The 17,269-nt window shown below is 35.9% G+C and carries 13 protein-coding genes; 5 read left to right on the top strand and 8 right to left on the bottom strand.

Going from position 1 to position 17,269, the window contains the following annotated elements; translation table 11 throughout:
• Window position 1: 1 nt before the first annotated feature.
• Window positions 2-433, bottom strand: a complete 432-nt coding sequence (locus I7822_RS23180) for a hypothetical protein (RefSeq protein WP_207981445.1) — start codon at window positions 431-433, stop codon at window positions 2-4.
• A gap of 190 nt (window positions 434-623) precedes the next feature.
• On the opposite strand from I7822_RS23180, the gene I7822_RS23175 reads away from it, so the two are divergent.
• Both I7822_RS23175 and I7822_RS23170 read left to right on the top strand, forming a co-directional pair.
• On the top strand, window positions 624-2,243 hold the full coding sequence (locus I7822_RS23175) for an ABC-F family ATP-binding cassette domain-containing protein (protein WP_066330622.1): 1,620 nt from the start codon (window positions 624-626) through the stop codon (window positions 2,241-2,243).
• Between the two features lie 574 nt (window positions 2,244-2,817).
• Window positions 2,818-3,408 (top strand): OmpA family protein, encoded by a 591-nt coding sequence (locus I7822_RS23170; protein ID WP_207981444.1) that lies wholly within the window; start codon window positions 2,818-2,820, stop codon window positions 3,406-3,408.
• Window positions 3,409-3,430: 22 nt separating this feature from the next.
• On the opposite strand, the gene I7822_RS23165 is transcribed toward I7822_RS23170, so the two are convergent.
• The 4 genes from I7822_RS23165 to I7822_RS23150 all read right to left on the bottom strand — a co-directional run bounded on the left by I7822_RS23165 (window position 3,431) and on the right by I7822_RS23150 (window position 8,289).
• A complete protein-coding gene (locus I7822_RS23165; protein WP_207981443.1) occupies window positions 3,431-4,159 on the bottom strand; it encodes a LytR/AlgR family response regulator transcription factor in 729 nt (242 codons plus the stop codon).
• Entirely contained in the window at window positions 4,156-5,892 is a 1,737-nt protein-coding gene (locus I7822_RS23160) for a sensor histidine kinase (RefSeq protein ID WP_207981442.1), read from the bottom strand. The genes I7822_RS23165 and I7822_RS23160 overlap by 4 nt, the downstream gene beginning before the upstream one ends.
• Before the next feature lie 139 nt (window positions 5,893-6,031).
• On the bottom strand, window positions 6,032-6,958 hold the full coding sequence (locus tag I7822_RS23155; RefSeq protein ID WP_207981441.1) for a CobW family GTP-binding protein: 927 nt from the start codon (window positions 6,956-6,958) through the stop codon (window positions 6,032-6,034).
• Window positions 6,959-7,056: 98 nt separating this feature from the next.
• A complete protein-coding gene (locus I7822_RS23150; protein ID WP_207981440.1) occupies window positions 7,057-8,289 on the bottom strand; it encodes an aminopeptidase in 1,233 nt (410 codons plus the stop codon).
• 169 nt (window positions 8,290-8,458) lie between these two features.
• Here I7822_RS23150 and I7822_RS23145 point away from each other — a divergent pair, with 169 nt between their 5' ends.
• Complete coding sequence (locus tag I7822_RS23145; RefSeq protein ID WP_207981439.1) at window positions 8,459-9,622, top strand: acyl-CoA dehydrogenase family protein; 1,164 nt, start codon at window positions 8,459-8,461, stop codon at window positions 9,620-9,622.
• Between the two features lie 358 nt (window positions 9,623-9,980).
• Here the strand turns inward: I7822_RS23145 and I7822_RS23140 are convergent, their stop codons facing one another.
• The 3 genes from I7822_RS23140 to mreBH form a co-directional block, all read right to left on the bottom strand.
• Complete coding sequence (locus I7822_RS23140) at window positions 9,981-10,250, bottom strand: hypothetical protein (protein ID WP_207981438.1); 270 nt, start codon at window positions 10,248-10,250, stop codon at window positions 9,981-9,983.
• A gap of 21 nt (window positions 10,251-10,271) precedes the next feature.
• Complete coding sequence (locus I7822_RS23135) at window positions 10,272-10,409, bottom strand: protein YkpC (RefSeq protein ID WP_185653115.1); 138 nt, start codon at window positions 10,407-10,409, stop codon at window positions 10,272-10,274.
• Between the two features lie 415 nt (window positions 10,410-10,824).
• Window positions 10,825-11,832, bottom strand: coding sequence for a rod-share determining protein MreBH (mreBH, locus tag I7822_RS23130; protein ID WP_207981437.1), 1,008 nt, complete (start codon window positions 11,830-11,832; stop codon window positions 10,825-10,827).
• Window positions 11,833-12,419: 587 nt separating this feature from the next.
• On the opposite strand from mreBH, the gene I7822_RS23125 reads away from it, so the two are divergent.
• Window positions 12,420-14,762, top strand: a complete 2,343-nt coding sequence (locus I7822_RS23125) for an immune inhibitor A domain-containing protein (RefSeq protein ID WP_243459644.1) — start codon at window positions 12,420-12,422, stop codon at window positions 14,760-14,762.
• A 213-nt stretch (window positions 14,763-14,975) separates the two neighbouring features.
• Window positions 14,976-17,114 (top strand): DNA helicase RecQ, encoded by a 2,139-nt coding sequence (gene recQ / locus I7822_RS23120; RefSeq protein ID WP_207981435.1) that lies wholly within the window; start codon window positions 14,976-14,978, stop codon window positions 17,112-17,114.
• Window positions 17,115-17,269: the final 155 nt, after the last annotated feature.

Raw genomic sequence — 17,269 nt, 5'->3', positions numbered from 1 at the left:
CTCATGAAGATGGGTTGCTTTTTGGTAGTCGGTTAGTCAAGATATCTTTAATAATTGTAGCGTGAACTTCAGCCCAAGCTTTCTCACGAAAATGGAGGATAACGCTAATGATGAGAATGAGTAAATATATCGTAATAAATACGAAGAAAAGTACGCTTCCATTGGCGAATAAGAACTCTTGAAGCTTCTTAGAAAAAAGAAACAAGAGCCAAGGACCTGCAGAAACCAAAACAGGTATAATGCCCATCCCATTTTTCTCTTTCAACACACGATAATAGATTTTTTCCAGTGTAGAGCTTTTCAGGCTATTATAAAACGATTGGATCTCTTCAATTTCTGTTAATTCTCTCAACTCATCTATTGACTGATTACGCTTATAGGTATCTTTAAATTTTAAATATAATTTATGCGCATCACCGCGGGACGTAAACATCGAATAACCTCCAATCCATAAAAGACTTTACAATAAAGGATTGAATTATACGTAGGATTTTTCGCATCTTGGATCTGATTGAACTAAATGGAATCATTAAATGTATGTAAAGATGTTCTCACATAACGTATAAAAAACTGTATTTAAGTGGTATAATTGTTTAGATGTTTAAAGTATTGGAGGATGTTTCATGATTCAAGTTACGAATATTAGCTTACGATTTGGCGATCGAAAGCTTTTTGAAGATGTTAATATTAAATTTACTCCGGGGAATTGCTACGGATTAATTGGTGCAAATGGTGCGGGGAAATCCACATTTTTAAAAATATTATCAGGTGAAATTGAGGCACAATCAGGTGATGTAAGCATGGCACCTGGCGAGCGTCTAGCTGTCTTAAAGCAAAATCACTTTGAATATGAAGAGCATGAAGTTCTTAAAACAGTTATCATGGGACATAAACGTCTTTATGAGGTGATGCAAGAAAAAGATGCGATTTATATGAAGGCTGATTTTACGGATGAAGATGGAATGAAAGCAGCTGAATTAGAGGGAGAATTCGCGGAGTTAAATGGTTGGGAAGCGGAAAGTGAAGCAGCTATTTTATTAAAAGGTCTTGGCATTTCAGAAGACCTTCATACGAAGAAAATGGCTGAATTAACTGGTGGAGAAAAGGTGAAAGTTCTTTTAGCACAAGCTTTATTTGGTGAGCCGGATGTCCTTCTATTAGACGAGCCTACAAACCATCTTGACATTCATGCGATCGGGTGGCTTGAAGAGTTTTTAATTAACTTTGAAAATACTGTTATTGTTGTATCCCATGACCGTCACTTCTTAAATAAAGTATGTACACATATTGCGGATTTAGACTTTTCTAAAATTAAAGTTTATGTTGGTAACTATGATTTCTGGTATGAATCAAGTCAATTAGCACTTAAATTAGGTTCAGAAGCGAATAAGAAAAAAGAAGAGAAGATAAAAGAGCTTCAAAATTTCATCGCTAGATTTAGTGCAAATGCCTCTAAATCTAAGCAGGCAACTTCACGTAAAAAACTACTAGATAAAATTACATTAGATGATATTCAACCATCTTCACGTCGTTATCCATATGTAAACTTCACTCCAGACCGAGAAATAGGTAATGATGTATTGCGTGTTGAAGGAATATCAAAAACAATAGATGGTGTAAAAGTTTTAGATAATGTACATTTTATTTTAAATAAAGAAGATAAAATTGCATTAGTAGGACGTGATGAAATTGCGATCACAACACTGTTTAAAATTTTAGCAGGTGAAATGGAGCCAGATAGTGGTTCATACAAATGGGGAGTAACAACGACTCAAGCCTATTTTCCAAAAGATAACAGTGAATATTTTAAGGGATCTGAGCCAACGCTAGTTGATTGGTTACGTCAATATTCACCAAATGATCAAAGTGAGAGCTTTTTACGTGGGTTCTTAGGGCGTATGCTCTTCTCTGGTGAAGAGGTATTAAAGAAGCCAAGTGTTTTATCCGGAGGAGAGAAAGTTCGTTGTATGCTTTCAAAAATGATGCTAAGTGGTTCGAATGTTCTTTTACTAGAAGAACCGACAAACCATTTAGATTTAGAATCAATCACAGCATTAAATAATGGCTTAACTACTTACAAAGGCGCTATGATTTTTTCGTCTCATGACCATCAATTTGTTCAAACAATCGCAAATCGAATTATCGAAGTAACACCTAGTGGGATCGTAGATAAGCAAATGACATATGATGAGTTTTTAGAAGATGCCAATGTTCAGAAGCAAATAAAGGAACTTTATGCGTAATCGCATCCTTGCAATGGACTAAAATTAAACAAAGAGATAGCTTAGATGATATTTGTCATTTGCTATCTCTTTTTAATTTCAAGAAAATTGGGAATTTGAACAATTTATTCCATAATGATGATAAAATAGACATTATTGCTAATTAAAATAAAGGGATATTGATCTAACTTTTTAAATTTGGCTCTTTTCTAAGTGATTGTTGCTTTTAAAAACAAAACTAATTCAGGTTGATTGGAAGGGATTGCGAGACTCCTGCGGGAGAAGCGGGACAGGTGAGACCCCGCAGGCGTATACACCGAGGAGGATCACCGCCGCCTCGCGGAAAGCGAGCATCTCTCGCTGTAATCAACCACACCACTTTACTTGGTTAATAGCAACAAAAATTTGCGAAAACAGCCTTAATTTTAGGCTCTGTTAAACCTCACTTTTATTTTTGGCACTTTGTTGATTGGAACGGATGCGTGAAACTCCCGCGGACCGCCCGCAGCGGAAATCAACAACCAAGTTTATCAGAGCCTAATTTTAAAGCATTAAAAGCTTTAAGATAAATGGAATTACATAGGAGTTGAATTAGGTGAAAAGGTATTCAATCGTTATTATTGCAACTGCGATATTTCTTTCAGGATGTGGAAATAGGGAAGCAACGATAACTGCTTTAGAACCTGGCAATCAAACATTGAAAAAGCTAGAGCAAGGTGAACCTGTAATGGAGGGACAAGTGGTGGAACCAAATTCTGAGGTACAGTCAACCAACATGCCTAATCTGAACATTGATTTACCTGATTGGGCAAAGGTAATAAAAGTAGAAAATGCCATCATTGTTCGATTAAGGGATGATATCATATTTAACTATGATAAAGCTGAATACTATGAAAAAGCAGAAGATATTTTAGTAGAGCTGAAGAATATGTTTGCTACTTTACCTGAAAATAGTAAAGTGATTATCGAAGCTCATACAGATGACAAAGCAAATGACCAAGATAATCTTCAGCTTACTAAGGATCGCGCAAACCTCTTATTAAAACGATTTGCAGATGTAAAGACTTTATCCCATCTTACTATGACAGCTGTAGGAGTTGGTGAAGAAATGCCGATTGTTCCTAATGATGGAAACGCTGAAAATCATCAACTTAATCGACGCATTGACTTCATCATTCAACCCTAGAAAGAGGTATCACAACCTCTTTCTAGATTTCCAATCTTGACCGTAGTGCTTTTACATAATTTCTACTTACTGATAGTAATTCTTTATGTCCTTTAAGTTCTAATTGATAAGCGCCATTAAACCATGGTATTAATCGAGACACATCCTGGAGGTTTACAATATAGCTTTTGTGAATTCTGAAAAAGCGATGGTCCTTTAATCGAAGCTCAAAATCTTTTAATGGTGTTTTTGTTTCAAATTCTGCAGTTTTTCCAACTATTTTAGTTACTCGATCATCTCGATACAAATAGAGAATATCGTTCGGGTCAATATAGATAATGCCTTCATCGCTTTCAACAGCTAGCTTTGATGGTGGTGTAATCTCCACTTGTGGTGTCGTACTGATCAATCTTTCTTCTAATTTAGTAATCGTTTCTTTTAAGCGATCTTCCTCAAATGGCTTAAGGATATAATCGATTGCATCATAACGAAACGCATCTACAGCAAAGGTTGGGAATGCAGTTGCAAAAACAATAAGTGGTCCGTGTTTTAACTCCTTGAGCGCGATCGCTGTCTCCATCCCACTCATTTTTGGCATTTCAATGTCTAGAAACACAACATCTGGCTTCAGCTGTAATGTTTTGATTAGTGCGGTTTCACCTGAATCAGCCTCACCAACAATCTCAATTATCTCATACTGCATTAATAAATGCTTTAATTCTTCTCGACTATATCTTTCATCATCTACAAGTAACACTGATATCTTTTTCATTTAATCTCTCCCTTTTTTAACCTGAAGGAAACGGATGTACCCTTATGGAGGATTGAGTCAATGTGTAATGTACTTTCATCTCCAAGCATTAAGAGTAAACGACGATTCACATTATACATTCCAAAGCCAGTACCATTTTTTGAATGGACTATCGTGTTTAAAATATACTTTAAGCGACTTTGCTCAATTCCCTTCCCATTATCCTCTACCTTAACCTCAATAGCACTTGGTACATGTTTAATTGAGAGTTTGATTAGACAGTTTGCCTCTTTATCTTTTATCCCATGCTTGATAGCGTTTTCAACGATTGGTTGTAATGTTAACGTTGGAACCATTCGATCTAAAGCAGATTCATCAATATCATATTCGATCGAAAGCTTATCAACAAAACGTGCCTCCTCAATTGCTAAATAGGCTTTTACATGTTCAACCTCTTCTTTAAGTGTTGTCCATTTTTTCGTTGAACCTGTCAGGTTTTTACGAAAAAATTGCGATAAAGATAGAAGTAGTTTTCTTGCTAAGTCAGGATTTGTCCGTATTAATGATACGATAATATTTAAAGTATTAAAAAGGAAGTGTGGGCTTATTTGGGCTTGTAGCGCTTTAATTTCTGCTTCCTTTGCTAGCTGCTTTGACTGCTCTGCTTCTGAAATCTCCAGCTGATTACTTAATAAAGAACTAAGACCGCGAATAAGTTCAATTACAAGATTGGTGATATACTTTTCAGATTGGAAATAAAATTTTAATGTGCCTATCGTTTCATCTCTAATTTTTAATGGAGCAATAACTGCAGCACCTAAAGGACAGTTAGGATGTTTGCAGTGAATATCATGATGCTTCGCAATTATAAGGTGCCCCTTTTGAAGGACGTCTTTTGTAACCGCTGTTTGGATCAGATGATTTGCTTTATGATGATCATCTGCCAACCCAATATGTGTAAGAATTTTTTCTTGATTTGTTATGGAGATAGCTGAGGCATCTACTTCATTATAGATTATCTTACAAACGATTTCTGCGGTTTTGGTCGTAAGTCCATTTCTTAAATAGGTTAATGTTTGTTCAGCAAGTCTTAGAGCTTTTTGGGCTTGCAAGGCTGCAACTTTTGTTTCTTCAGATATTACACTTCTTATGATGAGCAAAAAGATAACAGATCCAACACCATTTGCCACAATCATTGGAATACCGATTGCTTCAACTAGTCGAAGTGCTTGATCAAAGGGTTTAGAAACAATTAAAATAACAAGCATTTGCATTGCTTCTGCTAAAGCTCCTACAAATAAGGCAGTAGAAAGATTGAGACGTTTTTCTTTTCGATAAAAGAATCCAGATAGAATTCCTGCCAAAATAGCGGATAAACCACAAGACAATCCTGTAAAACCTCCGAGTGAAAAGCGGTGTATACCTGCTATAAGTCCTGCACCGATACCTACTTTATAACCGCCAAGAAGTCCTGCAATGATTATGCCTATCACACGCGAATTGGCAAGTGCTTCTTCAGAATTAAGTGCATATGCCCAACGATCAAACTGCAAAGAACTTGTATCAAATGTGATGCCAGAATACGTGCCAATAATACCAAACACACCGAAAAAGATAATCGCATAATATTGTTGTTTGCGACTTATTTCATTTCTTTCAATCATATGCCTGAAAAAAGGTAACCTTGTCATGAGGAAAGCGACTGTAACAATGATTCCTAGGCGTTCAAGCATTGTAAGCAACAAAACAAACATTAGAGTTTTCTCCCTGTACGTATTTTACGTATTTGATCATATTTTTGCATAAGGAAATGGATATAGTGCTAGTAGTTGACGAAATAGATAAAAATTAGAAAAAGAGCGGAGACAGTACATAAATGCCTGCCCCTTTTATTTAATTTGTTGTTTGAACTTCTAATGACTCAAGTTCTGCTCTTAACTTTTGATGATCTAAATTTTCCCCAATAAAAACGAGTGTGTTTTTCATCTTCATTTGTTCCTTCATATATAGCGGCATACCATAGGAATATTGAAAAAGAAAAGTATCCTGTGAATGTGTGAAGGAGATATAGCCTTTTATCCGATAGATCGTATCAGGCATGTCCTTTAAAAATTGTTCAAACCTTTCTAAATCGATACGTTTTGAAAATGTATGGACAATTGTACGCATATGTAATGCATCATGAACATGTGCTTGCTCATGTTGTTTTTTTGCTATTCTTTTGTTAATCTGCAACTGTGATAAAGGAATATTTGCAAATTCAGTCATTAAAAGTTTCCCATTTTTGTTCAAAGCCTGAATCTCTGAAACAAGGGTTGCTTTTTCAGCTTCTGAAAGACTATCAACTTTATTTAATAAAACAATATCAGCATGCTGAACCTGCTCTACTAAGAGCTTTCGTAATTGGATGCTTAAACTTGAACGGTCTTGCCATCTATTTGCATCAATTAACGTGACAATCGCTTGTACAGAAAGTTTTTCAGCAAAAAGCGGAGACATGCAGGCATCAAGAACCTCAATTGGATGTGCGACCCCTGTTGTTTCGATATAAATCGCATCAAGCTCATATTCTTTTAGCATGTTATCTAACTGCACTTCAAGCTGTCCTTGGATTGTGCAGCATACACATCCATTTAATAGTTCCTTTAATGGTGTTTCTGCTGGTACGGCGTTCGAATCAATTGATACTTCGCCAAGTTCATTCATAATGACTGCGATCTTTCGTTTTAGTAGCTTTTCTTGAGAAAGTATGTTCTGGAGTAATGTAGTTTTGCCGGCTCCAAGAAAGCCAGATAATATATAAAGCTCTACAGGCTTCATTTTAATTCCCTCATTTCAATTCAATAAAAAGGGGTCTGACTAAAATGGAAATTGTCTGACCCCATAACGTTATACTAGTTGAGCTAACAGATTTTTACTTAAAATGCCCATGTTCCATTTCGGAATATCGCTTCAGTTGTTCCATCTTCTAATACACCATCAATATCCATATCAGCTGAACCAATCATAAAGTCAACATGAGTAATACTTGAGTTTACGCCAACCTTCTCCAGTTCCTCACGAGACATTTTTTTCCCACCTTCAACACAGAAAGCATAGCCATTTCCGATTGCTAAATGATTTGAAGCATTTTCGTCAAATAATGTGTTGTAAAAAAGAATACCAGATTGCGAAATTGGTGAATCATGTGCAACTAATGCGATCTCGCCTAAATAATGGGATCCTTCATCAGTTTCAACCAATTGTTTTAATACTTCTTCACCCTTTTTAGCTTTTACATCTACAATTCGTCCATTTTCAAATGTAAGTGTAAAATCGTCAATTAAATTCCCACTATAGCTAAGAGGTTTTGTGCTTTGGACAACACCATTTACGCCGTTACGAGATGGAACAGTGAATACCTCTTCTGTCGGCATATTTGCCATGAAGAAGTTTCCTTGCTCATTTTCGCTACCTGCACCAACCCATGTATGGGTGTCATGCAGCTCAATCGTTAGATCTGTCCCAGTTGCCTTGTAATGAAGCTTTTTATATTTTTTATTATTTAAGTGATCAACTCTTTTATGTAGATTGTTGTTATGCTCTTCCCATGCTATTACTGGGTCAGGTTGATCTACTCGAGTTGTTCTAAAGATTGCTTCCCAAAGCTTTTCAACCTGTTTATCTTCGCTTTCATTGGAGAAAACTTTTGCCGCCCATTCCTTTGAAGCAGCAGCAATGACCGTCCAGCTTGCTTTATCAGCCTGTAAATAGTTCCGATATTTTGTTAGAGCAAGTCCTGCAGCTTTAGTTGATGCTGCAATTCGTTTTGGATCAATCCCACTTAATAGGTCAGGGTCAGATGAAATGATTGACATAAATGCACCGTCATTTTCCGCTAATGTTTCTAATCCTTGTGCTTTCCATTCAGGGTAATCACTTAACGCGTCCTCTGATGCAAGCTCAAAGCGTGTTCTTGTAATCATATCATCATGCCATTCGACATACACATTTCGTGCTCCAGCCTCATATGCTTTTTTGACAACAAGACGAACAAATTCTGCTACCTCAGTAGAAGCGTTTATAACTAAATTTTGATTTTGTTGAATATTAACACCGACACGAACAGCTAGTTCTGCATATTTCTCTAAGTTTAGTTGAAAATTTGACAAAGCTTTAACCTCCTTATATGTAAAGAATAAATCCCCCAATAAAGGGTAGTTTTATATTATTATTTTATCAAAACAATCTAGAGAAAGAAAAGATAAAGCCTTTTCATAAGCCAAATAACTTTATGTGTTGCTAGAAAATAATTAAAATAGAGAGTAACGGGGTGATCACGTGAATTATTTAGACGAACAATTTATTAAAACAACAACTCAAAAGGAATTGCTAGCAAAAACAGAAGTGCTAGCAAAAGAATTTGCATTAACGGCTGATCAATATGATCAAGAAGGTGCTTTTCCATTTAAGCACTTTAATCGTTTAAAGGAAGAGGGATATTTAAAGCTAACGATTCCGAAACTTTATGGTGGAGACGGTGCAACATTATATGAGTTTTTACTAGTACAAGAAAAAATCGCTCAAGGTGATGCAGCTACAGCTTTATCACTAGGATGGCATCTAGGCTTAATTATGCATTTAAATGAAACTCAAACATGGGATATAAGCACCTTTGAAAGAATTTGTAAAGAAATTATTTCTGATCAAAAGTTAATGAATAGTGCTGCGACAGAACCCAATTCTGGTAGTCCAGCAAGAGGTGGGAAGCCAGAAACAATAGCTGAAAAAATTGAGAATAAATGGTTGATAAATGGGAAAAAGATATTTACTTCTTTAGCACCTGCACTTGATTATTTCATTGTACCTGCAACAATTGAAGAAACAGGAGAAATCGGTGATTTTCTTATTCCACGATCACAGATAGGTTTATCCATTGAGGAAACATGGGATACATTAGGAATGCGTGGTACTAGAAGTGATGATTTGATATTACACAATGTTGAAGTACCACTTGAGGCATTAGTCGAAAAAAAGCAGAAAAAGGTAAGACCTGCTGCACAAGGATGGCTTCTTCATATACCAGCCTGTTATATCGGAATTGCGATTGCCGCTAGAAATGAGGCTGTAGAGTTCGCTAAAACATATCAACCGACAAGTCTGCCTCATCCAATTAAGGATGTTCCTGAGGTCCGTAGAAAGGTTGCTGAAATAGATCTAAAGCTTACGACAGCAAGAACGTTTATGTATTCAATTGCTGAAAAGTGGGATGTAGCACCAGATGAACGAGCTCAGTTAGCATACGACTTAGCGGTAGCGAAGACAATTGTAACCAATACTGCTGTAGAAGTAGTTGATCTTGCTATGAGAATCGTTGGAGGACAAAGTCTGTTTAGATCAAATGCACTTCAAAGACATTATCGTGATGTGCGCGCTGGATTACACAACCCACCTTCAGATGATATTACGTTGAAAATTTTAGCAGACCGAGCATTTCGAGACTAAAAATTTGTTTGAGTAACATGCTAAGCTTAATTGAAATACACTTTTAAAATAAGGCTGTTTTCGCAAACTTTGTTGCTATTTACCAAGTAATGCGGTGTTGTTGATTGCAGCGAGAGATGCTCGCTTTCTGCGGGGCGGGCGGTGAGCCTCCTCGGCGTAAACGCCTGCATGAGTCTCACCTGTCCCGCTGCTCCCGCAGGAGTCTCGCAATCCGTTCCAATCAACCTTAATTAGTTTTTGTTATAAAAAGCAACAATCTTTTAGAAAAGAGCCTAAAATAAACAAATAGCATACAAGAATCTAAACTTGTATGAGATTCTTGTATGCTTACATATGTAATCCAAACTTTAATAACACTCTATACACCTGAGGCTATAGACATCAAGTACATAACACCGCTCCCAAACATCAAGATACCGATCACATATATATTGATGATCGCTCCGATTATTCCTTTCTTTGCAAACATGACGATAAATGAATAGGCAAACCCTAGTAAAAGAACACCTATAAAAACTGGAATCGTATAGGGGCCAAGCCCACCACTTATTAACAATAAAACTGCAACTGTAGGGAAACTAAACGGGATAAAATTCAATAAAGTAGGTTGTTTATTACTCTGATCCAATGTAATTACCCTCCTTTCTAGTTACTCTCCTTGGACTTGGACAATTTCATCATTGCTTGCAGGGCTCGCTGGCATATTCGCAAGGGATACACTCATACCTCCCATAATGATGACAGCTAAAGTTAAACTAATGATAATACGTCTACTAAGATCTTTCACAAATTAACCTCCCAATGTTTTCATATAAAAGACGAAATGGCAGCTGAAAAAGTTTCGTTGCCATATTAATCTCCAAAAAATATTTTAAAAAGCTACAGAAAATCCACCACTCCATAACTAGTAAGCCAAACATAATTTATTCAAAAATATTGCAAAAGATGCTGTTTTTTATGTAAATTTTATGTAAAATCGATTTTTTGATGAAAAAAACTACTTGAATTTAACTTCTTTTATGTGAATTTGTTCTGCCAGGCAAGAGGCGGAGTTTTAAGCAATAAAAAAGCTCATGGAGAATAAGACTAATTCTTCATGAGCTTTTGAATTTCTAGTAAGTTGATCTTTTTCCAACTAAATTTCATTAGTTGATATCTAAAAAACCTATTATCTTCTTTTCTTAAAAGTGTATGACTTTACTCTACTTAGCAGTTTTTAGAAGCTTACTAATAACAGTTAAGGATTTACCTGTACCGATTGCAACTGATTCCAATGGGTTTGGAGCAATGTGAACAGGAACAACGATTTCTTCACTGAGCCAATCCTGCATACCTTTCATTAAAGCTCCACCACCTGTTAATATGACTCCTCGATCAACAATGTCTCCACTAAGCTCAGGTGGGCAATCTTCCAGTGTGGCACGGATTGCCTCTAAAATGTGTAATAGTGATTCTTTAATAGCATCCTGCATTTCAAAAGAGGAGACGGTAATTGTTTTCGGTAGTCCAGTCACTAAATCCCTGCCACGGATGTCCATTGATTCCTTCTCATGTTTTACTAATGCATAGCCAATTTCCATTTTCATTTGTTCAGCTGTTCGTTCACCAATTAATAGATTGTAATTTTTACGGATATATTGAATGATATCTTCGTCTAATTGGTCACCGGCAATACGAATAGAATGAACAGAAACAACACCACCAAATGAAATAATCGCAACTTCAGTTGTTCCACCACCAATATCAACAACTACATTTGCAATCGGTTCATCTACAGGTAGGTCAGCACCAATTGCAGCCGCTACAGGTTCTTCAATTAAATGGACTTGTTTTGCACCAGAGCTCTTAATTGCATCTTGAATCGCTCTTCTTTCGACAGATGTAGCTCCTGATGGTGTACAAACGACAACTGTAGGTTTTCTCATTGACATACCAAGCTTACGTGAAGCAATTTTCATAATATGTCGTAACATATCTGTCGTAATATCATAATCAGCAATGACTCCATCTTTAAGTGGTCTTACCGCGACAATTTTTCCAGGTGTTTTTCCTATCATACTTTTTGCTTCAGCTCCGACAGCTAACACTTTTTTTGTTGTTGTATCAATAGCAACAACGGATGGTTCATTAATAATAATTCCTTTATTTTTACTATAAACCAATATATTTGCAGTGCCCAAATCTATTCCGATTTCATTATTAGCTAACATTATTAATCAAACCTCTTTTCTACTAACTTTCTTATAAGGTTTGTAGAAGTTTGTTGTTTTTTGGGGGCTGACATCAACTTGATAAGAGTCCGTCATCATTTTGTCATATTGTTGTCATAAAACATACAGGATTTCACAGCAGATCATACGTGGATTGTGTAATATTTGTTTTCTGGGAAAGTATTCTTTGTTTAATAAAAGCTTTAAAGCAAAAATGTTTTAAAGTAATTTAGTAAATGAATACTTAAAATTTTATAAGTGGATTATTAGTAGAGAATTTGATAAGAGAGAAGAGGAAATATGACAAAAAGTATCGATGTAATTGAGTTTTTGTCATATTTTGTAACCACTTACATTTACCTATTTCAAGTTAGAAAAATAGGGCGAATGAATGTAATTTAATTTTCAGAAAATGGAATTTTTGGACTATTTATTATATTCGTATAAATTTTATAATAGATTTGTAGTTACTAATATTTTTACTAGTAAAGTAATATGTGAGCATGCTTAAACAAGGGGGACTATTATTGAGGAAATTAAAAAGGGGTATTGCACGAAAAAACAGACGATGGGACAAGGCGTTTAAATTGACTGCTAGTTCAATTGTGGCTGTAGGATTACTTTTCGGTACATATTTACCGTTGTCTTCGAGTGTACAAGCTGCTTCAGAAATTCCAGAATCTGCTCCAATTGATTGGAACATTGTACCTGAAGAACGGCTTGGTGAAGCTTTGAAGGAGCAAGGGATTATTTCAAAAAAAGCGACAGCTGCACAAGTGAAAAAGGCTGTAAAAGATTATATTGAGAAAAAGCAGGGTGATAAGGAGAAAGTTGATTCTCATGATCATTCAACTAAAAAACTGATTGATAAAAAATCGAAGGACTTTTTACAGAAACAAAAGGAAAAATTAACAAAACAATTAAATAAAGGTCACAAAAATTATAAAAAGGGAAAACCGAATAGCTATGTAAAAGTAGATTCTGCTAAACAAGCAAAATATAATGGTAGTGTTCGCACTGATAAAGTACTAGTGTTACTAACAGAATTTGAAGATTTTAAACATAATAACGTTGATCAAGAAGACGGATATATGTATGCAGATGATTTTAATCGTGAGCATTATCAAAAGTTAATGTTTGGTGATAAAGAATTTACCCTATTTAATGGTGAAAAGGTTAAAACATTTAAACAATTTTATGAAGAGCAATCAGGAGGAAGCTATACGGTTGATGGAACTGTTACAGACTGGCTAACAGTCTCGGGTAACGCGCGAGAATATGGTGACGATAATCCTGCAGGTGGTCACGACAACCTAGATCCACAAGGACCTCGTGATCTGGTAAAGGATGCTTTAAATGCAGCTGTCGCTTCTGGCATCGAATTAGCTGAATATGATCAATTTGATTTATATGATCTTGATGGTGATGGAAATCAAAATGAACCAGACGGATTAGTTGATCATTTAATGATTATCCATGCAGGTACAGGTCAGGAGGCAGGTGGTGGTAAATTAGGTAATGATGCCGTATGGTCACACCGCTGGACCCTGGATGGCGTTTATCCTATAGAAGACACAACTGCTAAGGTAGACTATTGGGGTGGCAAAATGGGTGCATTCGATTACACGATTCAGCCTGAAGACGGTGCTGTAGGGGTATTTGCCCATGAATTTGGACATGATTTAGGATTACCTGATGAATATGATACACAATACTCTGGTCATGGTGAGCCTGTTGCTTCCTGGTCCATCATGAGTGGAGGTAGCTGGAATGGAAATATTGCAGGTACAGCACCTACAAGCTTTTCACCTCAAAATAAAGAGTTTTTCCAAACAACAATGGGTGGAAACTGGGCAAATATTGTAGAGGTTGATTATGATGATATTGATAAAAAAGGATTTGCTGCAGTTATCGATCAAAGTGTTACAAAATCGAAAAATCCTGGTATTGTAAAAGTGAATTTGCCAGAGAAGGATGTTCAAGGAATACTACCTGAATTTGGAAATAAGTATTATTACAGTACAAAAGGTGATGATCTACACACAACATTAGAAACACCTGAATTTGACTTAACTAATGTAAAAAATGCAACATTTAATGCAAAAGCTTTCTATGAAGTTGAGTTTGATTATGATTATGTTCATATCAATGCTGTAGTCGAAGGTGCAGAACCAATACAACTAGACGTAATAGGTGATGAAAATACAAAAGATGGCTATGAGTCAACTCTAGGTAAGTGGGCAAATTTATCATATGATTTAAGTCAGTTTGCTGGTAAAAAGGTAAAGCTAGTCTTTGAATATGTCACAGACGGTGGTTTAGCTCCAGCAGGTTTTGCAATTGATGAACTTTCAGTAACGGCTGATGAAACTGTAATCTTCTCAGATAATGCAGAGGGAGAGGCTAAAGTAACATTAGATGGTTTCGTAACATCAAATGGCTACACTAAAGCTAAAAACTACTACTACCTGGAGTGGAGAAACTACTTTGGCTCAGATAAAGCCTTAGCCTTTTCACGTGGGGCTGTCTATAATACTGGATTAGTTGTTTGGTATGGTGATGAAAGCTTTACAGATAACTGGGTGGGCATACATCCAGGAGAAGGCTTCTTAGGAGTTGTTGACTCACATCCAGAGGCTGTTTTCGGTACATTTAATGGACAAGCAACCGTATCTCAGAGTACACGTTACCAAGTGGCTGACGCTGCATTTTCACTAGATAAAACACCTGAATTTCTTGTAGATTCCCCAACACGTGGATTATATGAATTTTTAAGTTTAACTGGAACACGTAAATTTGATGATTCTAACTCCTATATCGACTCTGATCTTCCAGACGCTGGTCGAATTGTTCCACAATATGGATTGGAATTTGAAGTAATTGGTGAAGCCAAAGATAATACCGCAGGAGCAGTTTGGATTCATAAGTAAGATTAGTAAAGCTAACTCATTTGATTCTCTTCAGAGATTATCAATGAGTTAGTTTTTTTTGACCGATCAATATGTATTTAAATTCAATTTATCCAAAATTGATAAAATTCAAATTTGATCGATTGAGAAATGTTTCAATCTAAACATGTTATACTAGAATTAGAAATGAAAATTGTAAGTTTACAAGAACCAACAAAAAGCTAGGGTGATTACATGTTACAGCAAGCTGAAAAACAATTAAACGATTATTTCGGGTACTCTTCTTTTAGAAAGGGTCAAGAAGAAATTATAGAAAGTGTGTTGAAAGGACATGATACTTTAGCTATCATGCCGACTGGTGGAGGTAAATCGATCTGCTATCAAATACCAGCTTTACTTATGGATGGCATTACGATTGTTATTTCTCCTTTAATCTCATTAATGAAGGATCAAGTTGATGCACTTACTAGTGTTGGTATTCCATCAACTTATATTAATAGTAGTTTATCTGTTAGTGAATTGAATGAACGAGTTTCAGAAGTGAAGGACGGAGTCTATAAAATTCTTTATATTGCCCCAGAGCGGATTGAAACCCAATCGTTTCGTACATTACTTTTATCAATGAATGTCTCAATAATCGCAGTTGATGAAGCTCACTGTATCTCACAATGGGGTCATGATTTCCGTCCCAGCTATCGAAGTATAAAAAAGATGATAAGTGATTTTGTTGAAAAGCCAGTCGTCATAGCTTTGACAGCTACTGCAACAAAGGAAGTTACGACAGATATTTGTCAGTTATTGGATATATCTTCTTCAAATACGTATGTAACGGGTTTTGCACGCGATAATTTAACTTTTAATGTGATTAAAGGTGAAAATAAGCGGGATTATATTACGAAGTACATTAAAGCGAATCGAGATCAAGCGGGTATTATCTATGCTGCTACGAGAAAAGAAGTGGATGACTTATCACAATTTTTAAAGAAGAGTGGCGTAAAAGTAGGCAAATACCATGCAGGATTAGCTGAACAAGAACGAGCAGATCAACAAGATCAATTTTTATTTGATCAGCTAAATGTGATGGTCGCGACAAATGCCTTTGGAATGGGAATCAATAAGTCAAATGTTCGATACGTGATCCATCATAACTTACCGAAAAACATAGAAGCTTATTACCAGGAGGCTGGTCGTGCAGGTCGGGATGGTGAAAAGAGCGAGTGTACCATTTTGTTTGCTGGACAAGATATTCAGTTGCAAAAGTTTTTAATTGAGCAGACAACATTGAGTGATGAAAAAAAGGTACACGAATACCAAAAGCTACAACAAATGGTGGATCTTTGTCATACTGAAAAATGTATTCAAACTTACATTGTTGAGTATTTCGGTGAATCTACTCCATCCTCTGATTGTGGTAAATGTATGAATTGCAGGGACACTAGGTCTAAAATAGATGTGACGAATGAGGCATTAATGGTCTTTTCCTGTGTGAAACGGATGGACGAACGATTCGGAAAGACGTTGGTTGCACAAGTATTAAAGGGCTCAAAAAACAAACGCATTACCCAATTCGGTTTTGAGAAGCTATCAACTTATGGTTTGATGAAACATAAAACAGAAAAACAAATTGTGGATTTTATCGATTTTCTTATTGCAGAAGGATATCTAGCCCTAACAAATTCACAATACCCTGTTTTAGTGTTAAGTAATAAAGCAAGAACGGTAATAGTAGAAAAACAACAGGTATATAAAAAAGAGCTAGTGACAATCGAATCTATTGAAGCAAATGATGAATTATTTGAAATATTGAAGCTGGTAAGACGAGAATTAGCATCAAAGCTTGGGGTGCCACCTTATATTATTTTTTCAGATAGTAGTTTGAAAGACATGAGCAGCAAATGTCCGACAACAGAAGAAGAATTTTTAGAAGTAAAGGGTGTTGCGAAGACGAAACTAGATCGTTATGGCGACGACTTTATCACAGCTATTTGTAAGTACATGGAAATTGAGAGAAAAACTCCAATAAAACATGAAAATATCATTGACACCCATCCTGTTGAAAGTGATACTTCAGCGAGTCATTTCACAAGTTATCAATTATATTGTGACGGTCGGACGATTAAAGAAATAAGTGAGGAAAGAGGACTGTCTGAAATTACCGTTCAAAATCATCTAATTCGAGCTGTTAGCGAAGGCAATCCAATAGATTGGTCACAAATCGTTACAAATGAGCAGGAGACAATGATCATAGAAAAAGTATTTGAGCTTGGCACGGAAATGCTAAAACCATTAAAAGATGCACTTCCAGATGATATTGATTATTTTCAAATTAAGGCAATGATCTGTAAGCTGCAATTGGAAACTGTTAATAAATAGATCCTATAATAAGAAAAGCTAAGGTCTGTTGAACTGACCCATCTAAATGAGACTTAGAAAAAACACCTAAGCTACTTGTTCTCCAAACTCTATTGGAGACTGGTAGTTTAATTTTGCCTGAATTCGTATTTGATTATAATAATACATGTATTGAT

Source organism: Metabacillus bambusae, assembly GCF_017497975.1.
Lineage (GTDB): Bacteria > Bacillota > Bacilli > Bacillales > Bacillaceae > Metabacillus > Metabacillus bambusae.
The sequence above is the reverse complement of the archived record's forward strand: the minus strand, read 5'-3'. Positions and strand labels throughout refer to the sequence as shown.

Excerpts from the sequence above, each read along its gene's own strand:
- I7822_RS23180 (WP_207981445.1), bottom strand. The coding sequence starts at position 433 with ATGTTTACGTCCCGCGGTGATGCGCATAAATTATATTTAAAATTTAAA.
- I7822_RS23175 (WP_066330622.1), top strand. The coding sequence starts at position 624 with ATGATTCAAGTTACGAATATTAGCTTACGATTTGGCGATCGAAAGCTT.
- I7822_RS23165 (WP_207981443.1), bottom strand. The coding sequence starts at position 4,159 with ATGAAAAAGATATCAGTGTTACTTGTAGATGATGAAAGATATAGTCGA.
- I7822_RS23160 (WP_207981442.1), bottom strand. The coding sequence starts at position 5,892 with ATGTTTGTTTTGTTGCTTACAATGCTTGAACGCCTAGGAATCATTGTT.
- I7822_RS23155 (WP_207981441.1), bottom strand. The coding sequence starts at position 6,958 with ATGAAGCCTGTAGAGCTTTATATATTATCTGGCTTTCTTGGAGCCGGC.
- mreBH (WP_207981437.1), bottom strand. The coding sequence starts at position 11,832 with ATGTTAGCTAATAATGAAATCGGAATAGATTTGGGCACTGCAAATATA.
- recQ (WP_207981435.1), top strand. The coding sequence starts at position 14,976 with ATGTTACAGCAAGCTGAAAAACAATTAAACGATTATTTCGGGTACTCT.